Here is a 21085-nt window from a genome sequence, read left to right as displayed (position 1 = left end):
CCATGCGCATCGAACTGGAACAGGGCCCGCAATGGCCCCTCGGCTTCCTGGCCGTGACGGAATCCATCGAGCGCCTGCTGGACGGCACCAGACTGCTGTCCATGGCGACCGTCGGCGACAACGGAGTCCCCTGGTTGCACAACGCCTACTTCGCATACGACGCCGACCTCCATCTGTACTTCCTGACCCGCCCCGACTCCGAGCACGCGCGCAACCTCGCCAACAGCGACGGCCAGGTCGCGGTGACCGTCGCCGACACCCGGCAGGACGGCGCGCCCGGCACCAGGCAGGGCCTGCAGTTGCAAGGCCCGTGCCGGCCGGCCGAAGGCGACCTGCTGCACCGGGGCGCCGAGGTGTTCGGCGACCGGTTCCCCGGGTTCACCGCGGCCGTGCGCAGGGCCGCCCGACCGGACGGCCCCGCGCACGGCTCCCTCGACAACCCGGCCCTGCGGCTGTTCGTGTTCTCCGCGGCCCGGGTGAAGATCTTCGATGAGCCCGCCTGGGGACGCGACGTCTGGCTGACCGGCCGCGTCCTGCGCGAGGCCGCACCGCAGCGCACGGCCTGAACTCCCGCCGCCGGCACGCCGCAAGGCCGCCGGCCGCGCCGGTACGTACCCGTACCGGGGGCCCACCCCACGCTACGCACCCCGGCGCGGCGCGGGCATTCCGCGTGCGCGACACCGCGATGCGCCCTTCGGGCGCGCCCGGACACCACGAACGACACACTCCGTACGCCCCGAAAGGAGCACCATGACCACGCACGCCGCCCGCGAGGGCACCAGCCGCGGCGCCGCCGTGTTCCGCGCGCTGGCCGCCGAGGCGGACGCCCCGCCCTGGGAGGCGATCCGCGACGTCGCGCCCGGGCTGGGCGCCCACATCGAGCACGGTCTCGGCGCGCTGACCGGCGCGCCGGGACTGGATCTGCGCACCCGCGAGATCGCCACCGTGTGCATGCTCGCGGCCCTCGGCGACTGCGCGCCCCAACTGGCCTTCCACGTCGCCGGAGCGCTGCGCGCAGGCGCCGCCGAGACCGAGGTGGTGGAGGCCATCGCTCAGGTCAGCCTCTACGCCGGCGTTCCCAGGACGCTCAACGCGCTGGCCGTCGCGCGGCCCGTCCTGGCCGCGCACCGCGACCTGCCCGACGCCCCCCGCCTCGCGGGCCGCGCCGCCGGCTGATTTTCGACTACTCCTTAAGAGACATCGGGCGGGCCATAAGCGGAATTCCGCCGGAATGGCCCGCCCAGTAGCGTCCCCAGTGGGCCACCGAACCGGCCCGAATTCCCGCCGGCACACAGCCGGAACCCCCGCGGAATCCACTGGAATCCCCTTGGTACCGGAAAGCAGGAATCGATCACCGTGAGCGTGTCCCCACCGATCTCCCGCCGGGAGAGACTTCCGTCCCTGACCGGGTTGCGCGCCGTGGCGGCGCTGATGGTCTTCGCCTTCCACATATACGCGGTGGCGGTCTTCGCCTCGCCCGGCGTCAACCGCTGGATGTCCCACTCCGCCAGCCAGGGCGGCGTGGGCGTGACCTTCTTCTTCCTGCTCAGCGGCTTCCTGCTGACCTGGACAGCCCGCGGCAACGACACCGCCCGCCGCTTCTGGCGTCGCCGCGCGGTGAAGATCGTGCCGAACCACCTGGTGACCTGGGTGGCGGCGTTCGTCTTCCTGTCCATCAGCGGACTCACCCTGACCGGCAGTTTCGACCAGTTCGGCCTGGACTCGCTGCCGAACCTGTTCCTGCTGGGGGACTGGTTCCCGCGCGGCGGAGTGTTCTTCAGCATGAACATCCCCAGCTGGTCGCTGGGGTGCGAGGCCTTCTTCTACCTCTCGTTCCCGCTGCTGCTGCCGCTGGCCCGCCGGATCGGCGCGCGCATGCTGTGGCCGGCCGCCGTCGCGCTGGTCGCCCTGGTGTGGCTGATGCCGGTGATCGCCGACGCCGCCTTCCACCAGGGCCCGCCGGTGCCCGGCCTGCCCGTCAGCGAGGACCGCATGTGGTTCGTCTACACGCTGCCGCCGGTACGGATGCTGGAGTTCCTGCTCGGCATCGTGCTCGCGCTGATCGTGGAGGCCGGGCGCTGGCCGCGGATCGGGCTGCGGACGGCGAGCGTGCTGTCCCTGGCCGGATACGTCGGCTCCTCGTACCTGCCGTACCTGTTCGGCCTGGTGGCCGGCGCGCTGGTGCCGCTGGCGCTGCTCATACCGACCGCCGCCGTCGCCGACATCGAAGGGCGTCCCTCGCCGTGGCGCGGCCCGGTCGCGGTGTGGCTGGGCAACGTCTCCTTCGCGTTCTACATGGTCCACCAACTGGTGATCCGCTGGGTCCACTACGCCCTGGGCGCCACCCGCTCCTGGGACACCCCTCAGGCGCTGGGCGTCACCGCCCTGATGTTCACCGTGGCGCTGGCCCTGGCGACGCTCCTGTACTACGCCGTCGAGCTGCCGCTGGTCCGCCTGTTCAGCCAGGCGCGCACGTCCTCCGCCGCCCAGCCCGCAACGCCTGCCACCGCTCCCCCCCAACCCGCCTCGATCGCGTAGGAGAGACCTCCATGTCCACAACCGTCGACCAGTCCGAGGGCTTCGCCCCGGTGGCGGACTCCCCGCCCCGGATGACCTCCCGTCAGCGGCTGGTGCTGATCCTGCTGCTCGGCGCGCAGTTCATGCTCGCCGCCGACTTCTCGATCCTCAACGTCGCCCTGCCCGACATCGGCACCGGCCTGCACTTCTCGCTCGGCTCCCTGCAATGGGTGACCACCGCCTTCTCGCTGGCGGCGGCCGGCTTCACCCTGCTGTTCGGCCGGGTCGCCGACCTGTTCGGCCGCCGCAGGCTGTTCCTGACCGGTATCGCCATGCTGACCGCCGCCTCACTGGTCGGCGGCCTGGCCACCTCACCCGGCATGCTGGTCACCGGCCGCGTGTTCCAGGGCCTGGCCACCGCGATCGTCACCCCCGCCGCGCTGTCGCTGCTCACCACGACGTTCCCCGAGGGGCCACTGCGCGCGAAGGCACTCGGCCTGAACGGCGCCATGCTGTCGGCCGGCTTCATCACCGGCGCGGTGCTCGGCGGTGTGCTCACCGACCTGCTGAGCTGGCGCTGGACCTTCTTCATCAACGTGCCCGTCGGCGCCGCGGTGTTCATCATCGGCCTGTCCGTGATCAAGGAGAGCCGCACCCAGGGCTCGGCCCGGCTCGACCTGCCCGGCGCGGTCACGGTCTCCGCCGGCCTACTCGCGCTGGTCTACGGCATCAGCACCGCGCAGCAGAAGGGCTGGACCAGCGCCCGGACCCTGCTGCCGATGGCCGCCGGCGCGGTCCTGCTGGTGGTCTTCTGGCTGATCGAACTGCGCACCGAGGAGCCGCTGGTGTCCGTGCGCGTGGTGCGGCGGCGCACGGTCCGCTGGGGCAACCTCGGCGGCATCGTCACGTTCACCATGGCCAGCAGCCTGACCTTCCTGATGACCCTCTACCTCCAGCGGGTCCTCGGCTACTCCCCACTGGTCACCGGCCTGACCTTCGGTCTGCTGGGCGCGGCCGCCTTCGCCGGCGGCACCTTCGCACCCAGGCTCATCGGCCGGGTCAGCGGTCCCGGCGGCCTGCTCACCGGCCTGGTCATCCAGGCGTCGGCGAGCTTCCTGCTGGTCTTCGTCGGCGACGGCAAGAGCTGGATCACCCTGGTCCTGGTCGGCACCGCGATCTCCGGTTACGGCCACATCACCGCCGTCGTCTCGTTCATGGTGACGGCCACCTCCGGGCTGCCCGACGAGGAGCAGGGCCTGGCCACCGGCCTGGCGACCCTCACCCAGCTCGTCGGCCTGACCCTGGGCGTGCCGGTGCTGAGCACCATCGCCACCGCCAAGGCCTCCCGCCCGCACCCGGGCCACAGCGACGCGTGGGCCGTGCTGTCCGGGGTGCGCACCGCGACGCTCGTCAACGGCAGCGTGCTGCTCGTCGGCGCCCTCGTGCTCGCCCTGTTCCACTTCCTGCCCAGGGCACGCCGCGTCGCGCCGCTCGAAGCCTGACACCCCGCCCCTTCCTCTGCACCGCCCCTGCCCGCCCTTCTGCTGAAAGGTCATTTCTCCATGCGCGCAATCGTCGTCAGGACGTTCGGGGAACCCGACGTCCTGGAGGTCGCCGAACTGCCGGTGCCCGAGCCGGCCGCGGGCCAGGTACGCATCAAGGTGGCGGCCGCCTCGGTCAACCCGGTGGACCTGGCCACCAGGTCCGGTGCCCTGTCCGCCTTCCTGCCCGAACTCACGGCCTACCCCCTCGGCTGGGACGTCGCCGGCACCGTCGACGCGATCGGTGACGGCGTCACGGACCTGGCGCCCGGCGATGCGGTGATCGGCCTGTCGGACTGGTTCGCCACGCTCAGCGGCACGCAGGCCGAGTACGTGGTGCTGTCCGCCGACGCCGTCACCGCCGCCCCCGCCGGGGTGGAGTCCGAACGGGCGGCGACCCTGCCGCTCAACGGACTCACCGCCGTCCAGGCGCTGGACCTGCTGGACCTCTCGGCCGGCCAGACCCTGGCGGTCACCGGCGCCGCCGGCGCGGTCGGCGGTTTCGCCGTGGAGCTGGCCGCCCGGCGCGGCATCACGGTTCTCGGCGTGGCAGGCCCCGCCGACCGCGACTTCGTCAGCGGCGCGGGCGCGACCCTGGTCGCCCGCGGTGAGGACGTCGCCGGAGCGCTGCGGGCACTGACGCCCGGCGGCGTCGACGCGGTCCTCGACACGGCGCTGATCGGCGCGGGCGCGCTGGCCGCGGTCCGCGACGGGGGGCGCTACGTCGGGGTGTTCGGACCCGCCGCGCCCGCGACCGAACGCGGCATCGACGTCCAGGCCGTGTCCGTCCACAGCGACGCCGGGCAACTGGCCGAGCTAATCTTCCAGGTCGAGACCGGGGCGCTCACGCTGCGCCTGGCCAGGACACTCGCGCTCGCCGACGCCGCCGAGGCGCACACGCTGGTCGCCAAGGGCGGCCTGCGCGGCCGCGTCGTCCTCACCCCCTGAGGACCCGGCGCGCGCCGCGCCCCCCATCTCGAACGCGGCGCGCGCCACCCCCCCCCGATGCCCGAAGGGAGGCGCGTGAACATGGGCACAGACGTGAACACGGGCACTGATCTGAACCTGGGCGCCTCCGCGAACGGGAACGCCGACGCCAACGGGAACGCCGACGCCAACGGGTTCGCGGGCGCAGAAGTGAACGCGGGCCCGGGCGTTGGCCCGGAAGCGGCTGCGGCGCCGCCGGCGACGGAGCATGCCGTCGTGGTGCCGCGCCCCGTAGCGGACCCGGACCTGCGCGTGTTCCTCCTGCACCACGCCGCCGGCACCCATCGCGTCTACACCGACTGGATCCCCCACTTCCCGCCCTCGTGGGAGATCTGCCTGCTCGAAGCTCCCGGCCGCCGCCGGCTGGCGCACCTTCCCCCGGCCGGCGACGCCCCCTCGCTCGCCCGCTTCTTCCTGGCCGCCGCCGCCTCCCGGCTGGACCGCCCCTACGTGCTGTTCGGCCACAGCATGGGCGCCGCCGTCGCCTACGAGATGCTCCGCCAACTCCCTTGTTCCGGGTACCCGTTGCCACGCTGGTACGGCGTCTCCGCCTGCCGGCCGCCCGCGGACCCCTGGGCCGGACCGGCGCCGGACCGCTCCGTGGACCGCCTGACCGACCGTGAACTGCGCACCGTGCTGGCCGAGTTCGGCGCCCTGCCCCGACGCGCCCTGGCCGAGGCGGTCTGGCCGCGTCTGGTCCCCCGGGTACGCGGCGACTTCCGGCTGGCCGAGCGGTGGCGGCCGCCCGCCCACGCGCCCCGGACCCAGGTGCCGCTGTCGGTGTTCGGCGGCCGCGACGACCCCGTCGTCCCGCCGTCCCGGCTCGCCGCCTGGGCCGACGTCACCGAGCGGCCGGGCGGGCGCCACCTGTACGAGGGCGGCCACTTCTACTTCCTGCGGCAGACCGCCGAGGTCGTGGCCGGCGTGGTGGGCGAGATCCGCCGGTTCGGCGCGGGCGACGACGCCGGACCGGACGCACCGCGCCCGTGACCCTCCTTCCGGCGGACGCCACCCGGCCGGTGGTTCTACTCTCGCGTCAGGCCCGGCGTACCGCCCGGAAGTCCGTCCTGTTCGCTGTCCCGTACCCCCTTGCGAGGAGACTCATGACGCCGGTCAGCCGCGCCGCGTTCTTCGACGTCGACGAGACGCTGGTGACGCAGAAGACCATGTTCGGCTTCCTGCGCTTCCACCTGGCGGCCACCGGCCGGCCGGCCGCCGACTACGAGGAGGCCTACCGCGCCATCCAGACGCTCAAGGACCGCGGGGCGACGCGGGAGGCGGCGAACCGGGCGTACTACACGCTCTACGCGGGCGCCTCGGCCGCCGAACTCGCCGTGCAGGGACGGGCCTGGTACGCGGAGCAGGAGCGGGCCGGCGGCTTCTACCACGGGCCGGGCACCCAGGCGCTGCGCCGCCACCAGACATCCGGGGACGCCACCGTGCTCGTCTCCGGCTCGTTCTTCCCGTGCCTGGATCCGATCGCCGAACACCTGCGCACCACCGCGGTGCTGGGCACGCCGGTGGTGGTGCGCGAGGGAAGGCTCACCGGGGAGGTGCGGCGGCCGATGATCGGCGCCGCCAAGGCCGACGCGGCGACCGCCTGGGCCGCTGCCCGCGGTATCGACCCGGCCGGCTGCCACGCCTACGGCGACCACGCCTCCGACCTCGAACTCCTGCGAGCCGTCGGCCATCCGGTGGCGGTCGGCCCCGACCCGGTCCTGCGCGCCCACGTGGCCCGGGCGGGCGGCCGGACCCTGCCGGGCCTGGACGCGCTCGCCGCGCGAGGCCGCCGACGCTGACGGGCGACCGCCGGTGCGCGGGGTCCGCCGTGACGTCCCGTCAGGCCGGTGCCGGTGCGTCCCGTCAGGCCGGCGTCGTCGCGGGCAGTACCGCGCCGAGGATCTCCTGGACCCGGTCCACCACATCCTGGCGGTCGTTGAGCACCCAGGACATGTGCTGGGCGCCGAAGAAGGCCGAGACCAGCACGCGCGAGAGCACGTCGGGGTCCGCGCCCTCGGGCAGGTCGCCGTCGGCCTCCGCGAAGTGCAGCAGGCGGGAGATGAACGTCAGGAAGCCGACGAACGGCGTCGGCAGCGACACGTCGATCAGCGAGTGCTCCAACTGCAGCCGCGCACCGGCCTGAGCGATCTTGTTGTCACGGAACAGCGCACCGGTGCGTAGCAGCAGCTCGCCCACCGCGGCGCGCGGCGGCAGGCCCAGCCCCTCGACCTCCTCGGCGAGCAGGGACAGCCGCGTGTAGAACTCGTCGGCCACCGCGGCGGCCAGGGCGTTCTTGTTCGCGAAGTGGAAGTACACCGCTCCCTTGGTGGCGCCGGTCAGCTGCGCCACGTCGAGCATGGTCGTGTCCGGATACCCCTTGTTGGCGAACGTCTCGGCCGCCGCGTCCAGGATCAGGGCACGGGTACGGATGGCCCGCTCCTGTTTGAGGTCGCCGGCGGCGGGTGTCTGACGGGTTCCCTGCCTCATGCCCCATCCCTTCGTACAGAGGTGCTGTGCGCGCGCTGTCGGAGCCTCGCTGGTGGGAGGCCCTTCCCCATAATACCTTCATGAAGGTATCTTTAGAGACCCCCGGAGGGCTACCCCCCGGGACCGCGCTCGTTCGCGCACCATGAGATCACAAGGGGGATTGTGATGCAGAGTACGGACGCGCCACCTTTGAGAGACACCACACCCGAGCCGCTCGCCCACGGCGGCCACCGGCTCGCCTTCATGCAACCGGTGCCCCGCAACCTGGTGCACCGCGCCTCCGTCGCCGAGGTCCTGCTCACCGACAGCGCCCGGCTGGACGACACGACGTTCATCGTCGCCGCGCAGTGGCCCCGCGACCACGCTCTCTACCACCCCGACGCGGCCGGCCGCGCCGACCCGCTGCTCTTCGCCGAGACCATCCGCCAGATGTTCGTCTACCTGGCGCACACCTACCTGGCGATCCCGCTGACCCACCACTTCATCGGCGACGCCCTCGACTTCTCCCTGGACGACACCGCGCCCCTGAACGTCGGCGCCACCCCGCTGAACGTCGTCCTGGACGCGCGGTGGACCTGGGACGCCAGCCGCCCGCCGCGGCGTTACGGCATGCGGCTCGACGTGGTGCTCAGCGTCGGCGGCCGGGTCTGCGGCAGCGGCATGATCAGCGGCATCGCGGTCGACGACCGGATGTACGCGCTGTTACGCCACAGGGACGCGCGCGGCCGCACGGAACCCGGCGGCGACACGGTGGGCGTCCCCTGGGTGCCGCGCCACGTGACCCCCGCCGCCGTCGGCAGGCTGCGCACCAAGGACATGGTGCTCGAACGGGATCCGGTGGACCTCGACTGGCTGCTGCGGGTCGACACGAACCACGCGATCTACTTCGACCACCCCAGCGACCACGTCCCGGTCATGGTGGCCCTGGAGGGATTCCGCCAACTCGGCTACCTGGTGGTCAACGAGGGGCTGTGGGACTCCCCGCTGGTCCTGGTCTCCTCCGAGGTGCGGTGCCTGGCCTTCGGTGAACTCGACCAGCCGGCCCGGCTGGTCCTGGAGGAGGCCGCGGAACCGACCGGCAGCGCGTCGCTGCGCCGGCTGCGGGTCAGCGTCCACCAGGGCGGCAGGCCGTTCGCGGTCGGCACGACGGTCTGGTCGAGACCCGCCGGAGCGCCGGAACAGGCCGGATCGGGGGAGCGGACGGAACCGGTGGAGCGCGCCGAACCGGGGGAGCGGGGGGACGCGCGGCCAGGGGGCACGCGCCCGTTCATCCCGGCCCAGAGGGGCCGACGGTGACGCAGACGGCGACAGCCCCGGTGACCGCGCCGACGTTCACCACCCCCTTCGCGGCCACGCCGCCCTCCGCCGCCGCTGCCGCGGCGGCTCGCACGGCCGCCCCCGAGTCGGGTACGGCATGGCCGCGGCCGGAGCGGCTGCGCGCAGCCGGGGCGACAGCGGCACGGCACGCGGCGGCCGCCGACCGGAACTCGGGGCTGGCCCCGGAGACCGTGACGGCGGTGACCCGGGCCGGATTCCCCGCCCACTTCGTGCCCCGTGAACACGGCGGCCACCAGGGCGACTTCACCTCGCTGCTGCGAGCCGTGGCGGAGCTCGCCGAGAACTGCTCGTCGGCCGGGTGGTGCGCCGCGCTGTGGGCGAACCACGGGCGGTACGCCGCGCTGCTGCCCGAGCAGGGCCGGCACGAGGTGTGGACCGCCTCGCCGGACACCCGGATCGCCGCCGGCCTGGTGCCGCACGCGGCCCGGGCAGTGCGCCACGGCTCGCACTGGTCGCTCAGCGGCCGCTGGGAGTGCGTCAGCGCCGTCGGGGATTCGGAGTGGGTGCTGCTCGCGGCCACGGTCGACGCCGCACTGGAAGGGCAGCCGGGGCCGCAGGCGGGGACGCCGCCGGGCCAGGCCGCCACGCCGGACGCGGCACGGGTGTTCGCCGTGCCCACCGCGTCGGTCGACGTGACCGCCACCTGGGACAGCTCGGGCCTGCGCGGCACCGGCAGCAACACCGTGACTCTGGCACCGACCGTGGTCCGGGCCCACCGCTCGTTCGACTTCGCGGACGTGGCGTCCGGCGCACGGACCGCGGGCGCCGGAGCGCACGCTGCCCGCGGCGGCGCAGCCGGGACGCCCGGGCAGGGCACGGCAGGGCCGCGCTGCCACACCGCGCCGGCGCTGCTCGTCGGCGGCCTGGTCCTCTGCGCGCCCGCGCTCGGCGCGGCCCGGACGGCGCTTCGCTCCTGGACGGACTGGGCGGCGGCGAAAGCGCCGCTCACCGGTTCGCTCAGCGCCGACCTGAGCCGCAGCTCCGCCGAGATCGACGCCGCGGAGCTGCTCCTGACGGCCGCCGCGCGCCGGGCCGACGCCGACCCCGTGACCCCACCGGCCGTGGCCCGCAACCACCGGGACGCCGCCGTCGCGGTGGACCTGCTCGTCACAGCCGTGGAACGGCTGGTCAGATCCGGCGGGCCCCACATCTGCGACGCGACCAGCACGGTGCAGCGCTGCTGGCGGGACGTGCACACCATCGCCTCGCACGCCGTCCTGCGGTTCCAGGCGGCCGCCGACCTCTACGCGAGGGAACTTCTCGCGTAGCCGCGCGGCCCCGCTCGCCCGGCCCGCGCGCCCACCGGCCCCACTCCGGTGGGCGCGCGCCGGCGTCCCCGTCGCGTCGTCCGGGACCAGCGGTGTCTTCGGGCATGCCGTTCAGTAGCTGTCGTGGGTGGGCTCACCGCTCGGCCGGTAGACGCCGACGATCGTGCCGCTCTTCGTCGTCGAGACGCTGACCGGCTCCAGCGCCGTGGGGATCGCTCCGTCAGCGAACAGGCGCTTGCCGGTGCCGATGACGACCGGATGGATCGTCAGCCGGTATTCGTCGACGAGGCCGTGGCGCATGAGGGTCTGGGCGAGGTCGCCGCTGCCCACCACGTTGATGTCGCCGCCGTCGGACGCCTTGAGCGCGCGGACGGCGTCGACGACGTCACCCTCCAGCAGCGTGGAGTTCTGCCACTCCACCGACGTCAGGGTCCGGGACGCCACGTACTTGTGCATGCTGTTCATCCGCTCGGTGAACGGGTTGCCGGGATCGGCCGTCGGCCAGTAGGAAGCGAAGATCTCGTACGTCTTGCGGCCGAGCAGCATCGCGTCGGACGCTTCGTACCAGCCGGCGACGGCCTCGCCGACCTCGTCGTCGGACACCGGCTTCTGCCAGCCGCCGTACTCGAACCCGCTCTGCGTGTCCTCGTCCGGACCGCCCGGCGCCTGCAGGACACCGTCCAGCGTCAGAAACATACACACGATGATCTTGCGCATGATGCGCTCCTTTCGGTTGCGAGGTAGACCGCGCACCTGCCGCAAACTCATCGGCCGCCCGCCACGGCGCCGCCGCTGACGCGTGCATGTCGAGAGTGTGACCGCCGCGACGTGCCATGTTCATGTTCGATTCACAGGATCAACGCCTGCGCCCCCAATCCTCGCGATCATGAAAACTCGGAACACCCTGCGACTGACCCTGCCCGTGATGTTCGCCGCCCTCCTGCTCACCGCGGCGGGCTCGATGTCGAGCTCGTTCGCGGCGACCGACTGGGTGTACAAGAACGCCTACGAGGGCAACTGCCTCACCGGCTCCACCACGACCAGCAACGTCTGGTCGGGCCCCTGCGACGAGTCGCCGGGCACCTACTGGAACTGGGGCAGTTCGTACACCGCCTACCCGAGCGGGATCACCTACCGCCAGCTGAAGAGCGCCGCCACCGGCAAGTGCCTCACCACGGACGACAAGACCGACACCAACGCCGTGTGGCTGAGCGCCTGCGACAGCGGCCTCAACGCCGGGCAGTTGTGGAACGGCGACTACAGCGAGCTCTCGACGTACAGCGGGGAGAACGACCTGCGGACCTCGGCCAACGGTGACGCCGTCTACTCGACCCCCTGGGGCCAGTCCGGCATCGAGGTCGCACGATGGACCTGGAACGGCACCCACTACTGACCCTTCCATGACGTGATGAGGGCCCTGCCGGCGCGTTCCCGCGGAAAGCGGACGCGCACCGTGCTCTGACCCGCCCCACGGAATCGGCGAAACGACGTGCACGGCCAGGACCTCTTGGCCGCGACCGCGGTGTCGAAGCCCGGTCGCGCCGAGAGGTCCGGTCCTGCGCGTCACCGCCGGCCACGGCACGAACGCGTCGCGCCACCCGCGATCCGCCCGAGACGAAATCCTGCGCCGTCGTTCCGGGCCGGCCGGCGGTCGGTGCTGCTCGGCGGGCCGGCCGGCGGTCGGCGCTGCTCGGCAGGTCAGCCGCACCGTGTCGGCGTACGCTCGAAACGGGAGCACGACGGCCGAGGAGGAAGGCGGCGCCATGGCCTTCGAACCCACAGGGCCCGGGGAGCCCGGAAGCGCCCTGTCCGACGGCTATCTGCCGGTCGCCGAGCACGGCCTGATCGGCGACCTTCGGACTGCCGCACTCGTCGGCACCGACGGCACCATCGACTGGTACTGCTGCCCGCGGTTCGACTCGCCCAGCGTCTTCGCGTCCATCCTGGACTCCGAGCGCGGCGGCGCCTTCGAACTGGCCGCGGACGTGCCGGCCCGGACCCGCCAGTTCTACTTCCCCGACACGAACGTGCTGATCACCCGGTTCTTCGCCGCCGACGGAGTCGCCGAGATCCAGGACTTCATGCCGGTCGTCGACGAGTCGCGCGAAGGCGGCAGGCACCGGTTGATCCGGCGGGTCATCTGCGTGCGCGGCACGCTGCCGTTCACCGCTCGCATCGCGCCCCGATTCAACTACGGCGCAGACGAGCACACCGCGCGGCTGCGCGGTCACGAGGCGGTCTTCCAGTCCCCGACGCTGTCCCTGGGCCTGACCTCCACGGTCTCTCTGGATTGCGACGGCCGGGACGTCACCGGCCGCTTCAAACTGGTCGAAGGCGAGTCGGCGGTGTTCGCCCTCGACCACCTCGGCACGGACAGCGCGGACTACGACCCGAAGGTCTGCCCGCAAGGCGAGGCCGAGGAGGAGTTCGGGGAGACCGTGCGCTTCTGGCGGAGCTGGCTCCACCAGTCGAAGTACCACGGGCGGTGGCGCGAGATGGTGCACCGCTCGGCGCTCGTCCTGAAGCTGCTCACCTACGCGCCGACCGGCGCGTTCGTCGCCGCTCCCACGACCAGCCTTCCGGAGGGCATCGGCGGCGAGCGCAACTGGGACTACCGCTACGTGTGGGTGCGGGACGCCGCGTTCTGCGTGTACGCGATGCTGCGGCTCGGATTCACCAGCGAGGCCGAGGCGTTCATGGGCTTCCTGTCCGCCTGCAGCGCCGGTCCTCCCGATCCCGTCTTCGGGCCGCTGCAGATCATGTATGGCATCGACGGGCGCCGCGAACTGCCGGAGTCCGAACTGCCGTATCTGGAGGGGTACCTGGGCTCCGCACCCGTGCGGGTGGGAAACGCGGCCACGAGCCAGCTGCAGCTGGACATCTACGGCGCGCTGATCGACTCCGTCTATCTGTACGACAAGTGGGGCCGGCCCATCAGCAGCGACCACTGGGAGCAGGTCGGTGCGGTGGTGGACTGGCTGTGCGACCACTGGGACCAGCCCGACGAGGGCGTCTGGGAGTCACGCGGTGGCCGGCGCGACTTCGTGTACGCGCGGCTGATGTGCTGGGTGGCGATCGAGCGGGCCATCCGGCTGGCCAACCGGCGCGGCCTGCCCGCCGACCTGACCCGTTGGCAGCGCAACCGCGATGCGATCTACCGGCAGATCATGCGGCGCGGATGGTCCCGCCAGCGGCAGGCGTTCGTGCAGCAACTCGACGGTGACGTCCTGGACGCGTCCGTGCTGATGATGCCGCTGGCCAAGTTCGTCTCGCCCACGGACCCCAAGTGGCTGGCCACGCTGGACGCGCTGACGTCCGACCTGGTCTCCGACTCGCTGGTCTACCGCTACGACCCGGGCGTCAGCCCCGACGGCCTGCGCGGCACCGAGGGCACCTTCTCGATCTGCTCCTTCTGGTACGTCGAGGCGCTCACCCGGGCCGGCCGCACCGAACAGGCCCGGCTGGCCTTCGAGAAGATGCTCACGTACGCCAACCATGTCGGCCTCTACGCCGAGGAGATCGGCCGCACGGGCGAGCAACTGGGCAACTTCCCGCAGGCCTTCACCCATCTGTCCCTGATCAGCGCCGCCTTCAACCTCGACCGCGCCCTGGGCTGAACGGCCCTGAGGCACCGCGAGGAGGCGCTGGAGTGCCCGTGCCCATCCGCTGACGGCCGCTCCTCTTCATGCGGAACCGCCACAGCCGGTGTATGAGATCTCGAGGGGTACCTGCCATCACGTAGTACCGTCGAGGGCCGCTACTCTTGAACACGTTCAACTGTTGGGTGCGCCCTCGGGAGTAGTAGACGATGAAGAAGCGCACGTTGGCTGTCATCGCGGCGACATGGGCCGCGTTGGTCATCCTGTACGCGGCACCTTCAGCGTTGCCGGAGAGCTGGCAGTACCGCGTCTACTCGCCCGCCAGCGCGCTCTTGTGGTTCGTGGCCATGGTTCTCGGACCCGGTGTGGCATGCTCGATCATGCACGAGTGGATCAAGCGGGGCCGCGAGCGAGGTTGAGTCGGAGTGCCTCCCCGCCGGCCGACGACCAGATCCCGGCAGGATGGGGTCGTTCACTCCAGCAGGCTACTGATCATGGACAACTGATGTCGGGCTCGTTCGCCGGCCGGGAGCTGGGCTGATCCAGCGTCCTCGGCAGTGGGGGCAGGAGCAGGCGGGCCATGCCCAGGTGGTGACCGGTTCGTCGGCGGCAGCGAGCTGGGTTCGTTCCTTGACCGTGGTGCGGCTGCCCGTGAGCGGGTTGATCCTGTAGACCCGGATCGTCAGCCCCGGGTGGGTACGCTTCGCAGTCATGCCGTCACTGTGACGCTGGAATGTCGCCTGACGCGGCGTCACGTAAGGCGTCATTCCGGGGACACGCAGGGCGTCATTTCGGTGTCACTCGCGACGTATTCCAGCTACCGTGATCGCATGGCAACACCGAACGCCACTCTGCGCGCCATCCGCATGGGCATGTTGCTGTCTCAGGACGACATGGCCCGAGCCATCCGTGAGGCCGGCTCCCGCGCCGGAGAGCCCAACGACGCCAGCAAACGCCTCGTGCAGCGGTGGGAATCCGGCGTCATCGTCCAGCCCCGGCCGATCTACGCCCGTGCGCTGGAAGCCGTCACCGGGCTGCCCCTGGCATCCCTCGGCTTCTCCGTGCCCGTACCAGAAGCCCGCGTCTCAGAGGACGGGCAAGGCGGACACGACGTGACTCCGGGTCCGGACGGCATCGCACCGCCGGCCAGCCAGGTGGCCACGCACGCGCACACGGCGCCGCGCAGCGAGCACGGAAACTACTCCGGGGTGTGGCTCAGCCGATACGAATACTTCAGCTCCGGCCGCGACGGGTCGTTCATCGGTACTCACCACGTCGTCGTCCTGCAGCACGGCGACCGGCTCACGGTGCGGTCGCTGCCCGGCTCGTCGGACTCCCCCCTGACCATGGACCTGGAGGTCGACAGGAACATCGTCACGGGCACGTGGACCGAACAGACAGCATCGGATGGTTACTACCGCGGGGCCCGCTACCACGGGGCGGTCCAGTTGCTGGTCGAGCCGACGGGCCGCCGCATGTCCGGCAAGTGGGTGGGGTTCGGCAAGGAGTTCGACGTCAACACCGGGCCGTGGGAGATGGTGCTCCAGGACCCGTCGACCAATCGCGCGACCCTCGATGCGTACAACCGGCCGCCCGGACAGGGGTAGGGCCGCGGAGATCAGGTCAGGGAGGTGCCTCCGGCCGGAGTGCTCCGGCTCCGAGATGGACCGGGCCCGGCCCGCCATGGTGGGTCCATCGCCAGGGAGGTCAGGGCTGGAGCAGCAGACCAGGCTGCGCTCTGTCAGTCTCTCCGCATGAACGATGTGTGGTCGAACGTCACCCCGATAGAACACGCGCTGATGATCTGCGCGCAGGAGGCTTGGGGCATTCTCGCCTACGCCGAAGGCGACATCGAGGACGGCGAAGACTACGAGCAGGACGACCTGATACGCGGTGTACTCAATTTGGTCGATCGCGGCTGGGTGCACGTGCACCGCATCGAGCCTTGGACCGCACCGGACGGGCACACCGGAGTTGACTACGGCCCACCGGTTCCACGCCCCGGGATCCCGTCGCTCCTGGCAGAGCCGGCGACCTGGGACGACCCTGAGGATCCGAGTTGGGTCGGTGCGGTCACGCTCTCCTTCACCGATGCCTGGCGGGAACTTCGCCGCCAGTGCTGATGCCCTGAGTTGTCCGGGCGTGATCCCATGCACCGCACGTGCGCGACCTCGTCCACCAGATCCGACGGGCCGAGGCGGGTGAGATCGACTACTTGGCCGTGTGCGCGCCGTCCGGGCTCCCCGTGGCGGTCGGCGGCATCGACTACATGGTCAAGCCCGGCGCCGGCACGCTCTGGCAACTCGGCGTCCACCCGGCCCCGCAGTCCTGCGGGATCGGCACGCTGCTGGTCCGCGCCGCCGAGGAGCGGATCGGAGCCCGGGGCCTGACCCGCGCCGAACTCGGCGTCGAGGAGGGCAACCCGCGTGCCCGCGCCCTTTACGAACGCCTGGGCTACCGGGCCTTCGGCCGCGAGCTCGATTCCTGGGACGTGCAGGCCGAGGACGGCTCGCTCCAGCGGTACGAGACGATGTGCACGCTGATGCGCAAGGGCCTGGCGTAATGCTGCGTCTCGCGGCGTTCGTCGCCGATACGACGGCCGACGCGACCATGGTCGGGCTCGTCCTCAGGGGTTCCCAGGCCCACCAGGGCATCAAGGGCTGAGCGCCGCGGCCTTCGCGCAGGCGGCCGCACCCGCACAGTGCTGGAGGGCGACCAGCACGGAGTGGAGTGACGTGCGCTGAGCGGCGGTGAGGGACGCCGCGCGGTTGTGCAGCTCGTCCGGGTCCGAGGCCACGTCGTAGTACTCGCGCTCGCCGTCCGCGTACTCCACCCACACCGCGTCGGCGGTACGGATCGCCTCGTACGTCGGCGGGTTCCCACTGTTGGCCGGTGCCGCGTCCGGATCGTCCTTCGCGGACCCGGGGTGGTGGTGCTCGACGAGCACGGCCCGACGCCAGCCGGAAACCTGGGAGGACCCGTGCAGCAGCGCGGCGAGGCTGCGGCCGTCGGCGACGGCGGGCGCCCCGAGCCCCGCGAGATCCTGGAACGTCGGGCTGAGATCGACGTTCTCCGCGAGCTGGGACACCGTGCGACCCGCCGGCACCTGCGGCCCGACCACCATCAACGGGACTTTGATGTCGGTGTCGTAGGCCGTCTGCTTGCCCGGCCGCAACCGGTGCTCGCCCATGTGGAAGCCGTTGTCCGACGTGAACACCAGGTAGGTGTTGTCGGCGAGGCCCTTCGCGGTGAGCTCCGCCCGCACGCCGGCGATCATGTCGTCGACGGCCTGCACGGACCGTACGCGCTTGGCGAACTTCTCATCGATGGACCGCTGTTCCTTGCCCGACAGCGGCATGAGGCCGCGCTGCCACGCCGGCACCGGTGACGGCGCGGTGTCGTACGCGGGCCCGCGGGGCGCCTTGATGCCGGGGAAGAGGTGCGCGTCGCGCGGTGCGGGGGTGGACGGCGCGTGCGGGGCGAACGTGGCCAGTTCGAGCATGAACGGCTTGTGGTCGGTCGCGGCGCCGTCGATGAACGACTTCGCCTTGCGCCCCACCACGTCCGTCAGGTAGTCGGACGGCTCGTGCCCGTAGTGGACGACCTTGCCGTTCTCGTTCAGGTCGTAGTCGAACTCCGGGTAGCCGTTGCCGGCCGCGTCCCACTCGCTCCAGCCCGGCGGGACGTACGGTTTGCCGGTGCCGTCGGTGTCGGCCGGCTGGTAGCCGTTGAGGTACTTCCCCATGAAGCCGGTGCGGTAGCCGGCCTTCTGCATGGCGGGCGCGTAGCACTTCTTCTCGTCGCCGTTGCGGTTGAACGCCGCGTAGCCGCCGTCGTCGCCGTTGTTGGTGAACACGCCGGTGTTGTGCGGGTAGTCGCCGGTGAACATCGACGACCGCGACGGGCAGCAGAGTGAGTCGGTCACGAAGTAGTCGCTGAACGTCGTCCCGTCCCGCTGCAGTTCCTCGACGTGCGGCATGGAGGACACGAGGTTCCACGACAGGTCGTCGGTGAGCACGAACACGATGTTGGGCTTCGTCTGGGCGCCCGGTGCCGTCGAGGCGGAGGCCGGGACGGACGGCGCCGGCCCCTCTCGGCGCGCCCCGCTGCTCGTGCACGCGCCCAGGAGGAGCACCGAGGCGAACCCCGCGCAGAGCGCGAGGGCCCGGCGGCGCCGTCGCAGCCGATAGGTCATGACACCAGCTCCTTCTTCCGTGCGGACCGGAGCGCCGCACGGTAGGGCCCGACCTTGTGGGAACTCTGTGACGGGGGAGGGCCGCGCACGCGGGAGTCACCTCTGGGGCACAGCAGTTCAACGGAACGCGGTGAAGGACGCCTTATTGACAGGTGCATGGCGGTCGGTGATTCTGTACTGCCGCCTCAAGTTCCTCACACGGCCCAGGGGTGGCGTTTTGAGCATCCTGTTCCCCCCCACCAAGGAGCCAGCATGCGCAGAATCCTGTCCCGCGTCGCCACCGTTGCGGTAGCGGCGGCCAGCCTTGCGGCCACCGCCGTGCCGGTCGGCGCGGCGGCCGCGCCGGGACTGTCGTTCCGCCCCCTGCACTACAACATCAACGGCTACAACTGGGGCGGTTACGCCGCCCAGGGCAGCGGTTTCACCTCGGTCTCGGCGGCCTGGACCGAAGCGAACGCGACCTGCAACTCCACCAACGACCTGTATGCGCCCTGGGTCGGTATCGACGGCTACGGCTCGTCCACCGTGGAGCAGACCGGCGTGGCGACGGACTGCTCCAGCGGCCGGGCGGTGCACCAGGCCTGGTACGAGATGTACCCGGCGAACCCGGTGTACCTGAGCACCAGTTCGTACCCGGTGTCGGCCGGCGACCACATAACCGCCTCGGTGACCTACGCCGGAAGCAGCAAGTACACCCTCAAGCTGAACGACTCGACGCGCGGCTGGACCTACACCACGTCCAAGTCGCTCTCCGCCCAGCGGACCAGCGCCGAAGTCATCATCGAGTCGCCGACCGGGGCGTACCCGAACTTCGGCACCCTCAACTTCACGTCGGCCACCGTCAACGGAAACTCCCTCGGCTCCTACGGCCCGGTCGCGCTCGACCCGTCGAACGGCGCCTACGAGGCGCGGACCAGCGCGCTCGGCTCCAGCGGCACCAGCTTCAGCGAGACCTACCTGCGGGAGTAGCCGCACCGGCGCTGGGGCGCTCACCCGCCCCAGCGCACGCAGGTTGCGGCACGGCACTTCCGCGGTTCCGCGGTTCCGCGAAAGAGCCCCTACGGCCGCGTAATGCGGCCTCCTCGTTCCCGCGGCTGCCCGGATGGCCCGCAGGGTTCCTCGGGAATTCCGCGTGGCTGTCTCCGCGGTTCCCTAGGCTGGGCGAAGTGCCGCTTGCGAGGCCCAGGGGGAGAGACGTGGAAGAGCCGGCTGCCTACACCGTTGTCACGCTGGGACCGTCCGGCGCGGGCAAGACGGTGTACCTCGCCGCGCTGTGGCAGACACTCAAGGTCCACCATCCCGGGCTGCTTTGTCATTTGAGCCTGGACGACGTCCGTAAGGAAAACCGCTTGGAGGAGGTCTTCCGGCAGGTCGCCGACCCAGGCCCGGACTGGCCGCCGTCGACGCTGCCCGGCGACATCCCCGAGTGGGTCTTCTCCTGCAAGGTGATCAGCCCGCATGGGCAATTCACCGCGATGAAGGTGCGCTACATCGACTACGCGGGCGAGTCACTGACCGGGGTGCGAGACGGTGGCGCGTCGCAGGAGTTCGTGGACACCCTGCGGGAGGCCGACGCCCTGCTGGGACTGCTCGACGGCCGCCGCATCCTGGAGATGATGCGCGGTGAATCCGACTTCTTGGACCAGATGTCGAGGACCTTCCTGCTGATGCAGAATTCCACGGGCCCGATTCATTTCGTCATCACCAAATGGGACCTGCTGGCCGGCCACTACACCCTGGAGCAGATCCGCGAGCGGCTCATGCGGCACCCCCACTTCTCCTCGCTCGTGGCCAGTCGCCGCACCTGGAAGACGCGTCGGATGGCCGTCCCTCCGGGACGCATCCGACTGCTCCCGGTGAGTTCGGTCGGCCTGGAGTTCGCGTTCCTGGACTCGACCGGAGAGATGAGAAAGCGGGCCAACAGGAGACCCGAGCCCTACAACGTCGACCTGGCGTTCGGAGCGGTCCTGCCCGACCTCTTGGCGCGCGCCTACGAGGTGGCGGCGGAGGAGCGTCGCCGGACCGGGGCCGGCGCCACGGCCGGCAGCCGTGGAGCGATCCGCCGTACCTTCACCGCGGGAGTCGCGACCCCGCTTTCCGCCCTGTTGTCCTCGCGCGGGATCCAGGTTCCGGTGCACATGCTCGCGGGATTCCTCACCGCGACCTCGTCGCTGGCGGGACGAGCGTTGGACGTTCCGCCGAGTGAACTGCGCAAGGCGCGCAGGCTGCAGAGGTCGTTCCGCCGGCGCAGCGTCAACGCCGTGCGGGACGACATGTCCGCCGCGCACTTCGTCCTGCACCGGACCGTGCGGCTCTTGAACGACGTCGAGCAGCGTCCTGAGAACCGGGGAACGAGGCTCACGTGACGTCTGCGGAGAGCGCCGGCGAAGCCGACTTCTGGCCGTTCCTGATCAGCCGGGGCCGCCGGTCCGGCTTCCAGGTCGTGGCGGCTCCCGACTTCCTGTGCGATGCGGGCCTGGTCGATCTGCTGTGGGAGACGGCCGGAGGATCACCGATGGCCCCGGGGCAGGCCCGTCGGCGAGCCGTGAAGGGAACGGCGGTGGGGGACTTCGCCGTGCTGTTCCGGGTGCGGCTCGCCGAGGCCGCCGACCTGGGGGCGGAGGGCGACCGGCCGCGAGACGAGCACGGGCGGCCCGTCCCGGTCGTCGAAGGCGTCGTCGAGCGCGCGGCGCAGGCGGGTACGGTCACGGACGACGTCCTGGGCCGTGGCGCCGAGGAGTGCGCCGGGCACTTGCGAGAATTCTGGCGGGCTGACCTGGCATGGCCAGGGCCTGCGCCCACGTGCTCCTTCCACGTCCGCCGAACCGGTCCGGGCCGGCCGTTGGACTGGGAACTGCTGGAGGAGCGCCGCGTGGCGCCGCGGCCAGTGCCGCCTTCCGCGGGCGGCGAGCGGGCGCCGGCATCTCCCGAAACCGGGCCGCCGAAGGCGGAGGCCAGGGCGGCCGCGGGCCGCCGCAGGGCCTACGCGGCATTGGGCGGAGCAGGGATGGCCGTCGCGGCGGTCATCGCCTGGGCGGTCGGGTCCCGCAACCGGTAGCTACATCAGGCGTGCCGGCGCTGCCCGTCGACCGTCCGACGGCGGCGGCGAAGTACTCACCCCACCATGGCGGCACATGCTGGCCGCCGCGCAGG

At 71.5% G+C, this 21085-nt stretch carries 20 protein-coding genes and 1 pseudogene; 18 read left to right on the top strand and 3 right to left on the bottom strand.

Annotation, left to right across the window (positions count from 1 at the left end; translation table 11 throughout):
* The first annotated feature begins 2 nt into the window (after positions 1–2).
* The 7 genes from K7862_RS06390 to K7862_RS06360 all read left to right on the top strand — a co-directional run bounded on the left by K7862_RS06390 (position 3) and on the right by K7862_RS06360 (position 6844).
* Positions 3–566 carry a pyridoxamine 5'-phosphate oxidase family protein gene (locus tag K7862_RS06390; protein WP_222961427.1) on the top strand — a complete coding sequence of 188 codons (564 nt, stop codon included), beginning with the start codon at positions 3–5 and terminating at the stop codon, positions 564–566.
* Positions 567–750: 184 nt separating this feature from the next.
* Positions 751–1176: a carboxymuconolactone decarboxylase family protein gene (locus K7862_RS06385; RefSeq protein WP_222961426.1), complete on the top strand. Its 426-nt coding sequence runs from the start codon at positions 751–753 to the stop codon at positions 1174–1176.
* A gap of 180 nt (positions 1177–1356) precedes the next feature.
* A complete protein-coding gene (locus tag K7862_RS06380) occupies positions 1357–2538 on the top strand; it encodes an acyltransferase family protein (RefSeq protein ID WP_222961425.1) in 1182 nt (393 codons plus the stop codon).
* Between the two features lie 11 nt (positions 2539–2549).
* On the top strand, positions 2550–4019 hold the full coding sequence (locus K7862_RS06375; protein ID WP_262412753.1) for an MFS transporter: 1470 nt from the start codon (positions 2550–2552) through the stop codon (positions 4017–4019).
* Between the two features lie 60 nt (positions 4020–4079).
* Complete coding sequence (locus tag K7862_RS06370) at positions 4080–5006, top strand: NADP-dependent oxidoreductase (protein WP_222961424.1); 927 nt, start codon at positions 4080–4082, stop codon at positions 5004–5006.
* Between the two features lie 81 nt (positions 5007–5087).
* The gene (locus tag K7862_RS06365; protein WP_222961423.1) at positions 5088–6035 is read left to right on the top strand and encodes a thioesterase II family protein; all 948 of its coding nucleotides are present in this window, start codon (positions 5088–5090) and stop codon (positions 6033–6035) included.
* A gap of 113 nt (positions 6036–6148) precedes the next feature.
* Positions 6149–6844: an HAD family hydrolase gene (locus K7862_RS06360; RefSeq protein ID WP_222961422.1), complete on the top strand. Its 696-nt coding sequence runs from the start codon at positions 6149–6151 to the stop codon at positions 6842–6844.
* A 64-nt stretch (positions 6845–6908) separates the two neighbouring features.
* On the opposite strand, the gene K7862_RS06355 is transcribed toward K7862_RS06360, so the two are convergent.
* Positions 6909–7532, bottom strand: a complete 624-nt coding sequence (locus K7862_RS06355; protein ID WP_222961421.1) for a ScbR family autoregulator-binding transcription factor — start codon at positions 7530–7532, stop codon at positions 6909–6911.
* A gap of 165 nt (positions 7533–7697) precedes the next feature.
* Between K7862_RS06355 and K7862_RS06350 the strand changes: the two genes are divergently transcribed.
* A complete protein-coding gene (locus tag K7862_RS06350) occupies positions 7698–8828 on the top strand; it encodes a ScbA/BarX family gamma-butyrolactone biosynthesis protein (RefSeq protein WP_222961420.1) in 1131 nt (376 codons plus the stop codon).
* Positions 8825–10138, top strand: a complete 1314-nt coding sequence (locus tag K7862_RS06345; RefSeq protein ID WP_308011876.1) for an acyl-CoA dehydrogenase family protein — start codon at positions 8825–8827, stop codon at positions 10136–10138. The genes K7862_RS06350 and K7862_RS06345 overlap by 4 nt, the downstream gene beginning before the upstream one ends.
* A 111-nt stretch (positions 10139–10249) precedes the next feature.
* Here K7862_RS06345 and K7862_RS06340 read toward each other — a convergent pair whose 3' ends face one another.
* The gene (locus K7862_RS06340) at positions 10250–10855 is read right to left on the bottom strand and encodes a dihydrofolate reductase family protein (protein WP_222961419.1); all 606 of its coding nucleotides are present in this window, start codon (positions 10853–10855) and stop codon (positions 10250–10252) included.
* A 169-nt stretch (positions 10856–11024) separates the two neighbouring features.
* Between K7862_RS06340 and K7862_RS06335 the strand changes: the two genes are divergently transcribed.
* The 6 genes and pseudogenes from K7862_RS06335 to K7862_RS06310 all read left to right on the top strand — a co-directional run.
* Positions 11025–11531, top strand: a complete 507-nt coding sequence (locus K7862_RS06335) for a ricin-type beta-trefoil lectin domain protein (RefSeq protein ID WP_222961418.1) — start codon at positions 11025–11027, stop codon at positions 11529–11531.
* A gap of 370 nt (positions 11532–11901) precedes the next feature.
* Positions 11902–13755: a glycoside hydrolase family 15 protein gene (locus tag K7862_RS06330; RefSeq protein ID WP_222961417.1), complete on the top strand. Its 1854-nt coding sequence runs from the start codon at positions 11902–11904 to the stop codon at positions 13753–13755.
* Between the two features lie 191 nt (positions 13756–13946).
* On the top strand, positions 13947–14156 hold the full coding sequence (locus tag K7862_RS06325) for a hypothetical protein (RefSeq protein ID WP_222961416.1): 210 nt from the start codon (positions 13947–13949) through the stop codon (positions 14154–14156).
* A 411-nt stretch (positions 14157–14567) separates the two neighbouring features.
* Positions 14568–15344, top strand: coding sequence for a helix-turn-helix domain-containing protein (locus K7862_RS06320; RefSeq protein ID WP_222961415.1), 777 nt, complete (start codon positions 14568–14570; stop codon positions 15342–15344).
* A 147-nt stretch (positions 15345–15491) separates the two neighbouring features.
* Positions 15492–15860 (top strand): hypothetical protein, encoded by a 369-nt coding sequence (locus K7862_RS06315; RefSeq protein WP_222961414.1) that lies wholly within the window; start codon positions 15492–15494, stop codon positions 15858–15860.
* A gap of 56 nt (positions 15861–15916) precedes the next feature.
* A pseudogene (locus K7862_RS06310) lies at positions 15917–16300 on the top strand (GNAT family N-acetyltransferase); the annotation flags it as partial.
* Between the two features lie 90 nt (positions 16301–16390).
* Here K7862_RS06310 and K7862_RS06305 read toward each other — a convergent pair.
* A complete protein-coding gene (locus tag K7862_RS06305; protein ID WP_222961412.1) occupies positions 16391–17932 on the bottom strand; it encodes a sulfatase family protein in 1542 nt (513 codons plus the stop codon).
* A 252-nt stretch (positions 17933–18184) separates the two neighbouring features.
* On the opposite strand from K7862_RS06305, the gene K7862_RS06300 reads away from it, so the two are divergent.
* The 3 genes from K7862_RS06300 to K7862_RS06290 all read left to right on the top strand — a co-directional run bounded on the left by K7862_RS06300 (position 18185) and on the right by K7862_RS06290 (position 20990).
* Entirely contained in the window at positions 18185–18901 is a 717-nt protein-coding gene (locus K7862_RS06300; protein ID WP_222961411.1) for a G1 family glutamic endopeptidase, read from the top strand.
* A 227-nt stretch (positions 18902–19128) separates the two neighbouring features.
* A complete protein-coding gene (locus K7862_RS06295) occupies positions 19129–20298 on the top strand; it encodes a hypothetical protein (RefSeq protein ID WP_222961410.1) in 1170 nt (389 codons plus the stop codon).
* Positions 20295–20990 (top strand): hypothetical protein, encoded by a 696-nt coding sequence (locus K7862_RS06290; protein WP_222961409.1) that lies wholly within the window; start codon positions 20295–20297, stop codon positions 20988–20990. Before K7862_RS06295 ends, K7862_RS06290 begins: the two co-directional genes overlap by 4 nt.
* The last annotated feature ends 95 nt before the right edge of the window (positions 20991–21085 follow it).

The sequence above is a fragment of the Actinacidiphila acidipaludis genome (genome assembly GCF_019890725.1).
Classification (GTDB): Bacteria; Actinomycetota; Actinomycetes; order Streptomycetales; family Streptomycetaceae; genus Actinacidiphila; species Actinacidiphila acidipaludis.
Note: the sequence above shows the minus strand (reverse complement) of the source record. Positions and strands in the feature narration are given on the sequence as shown.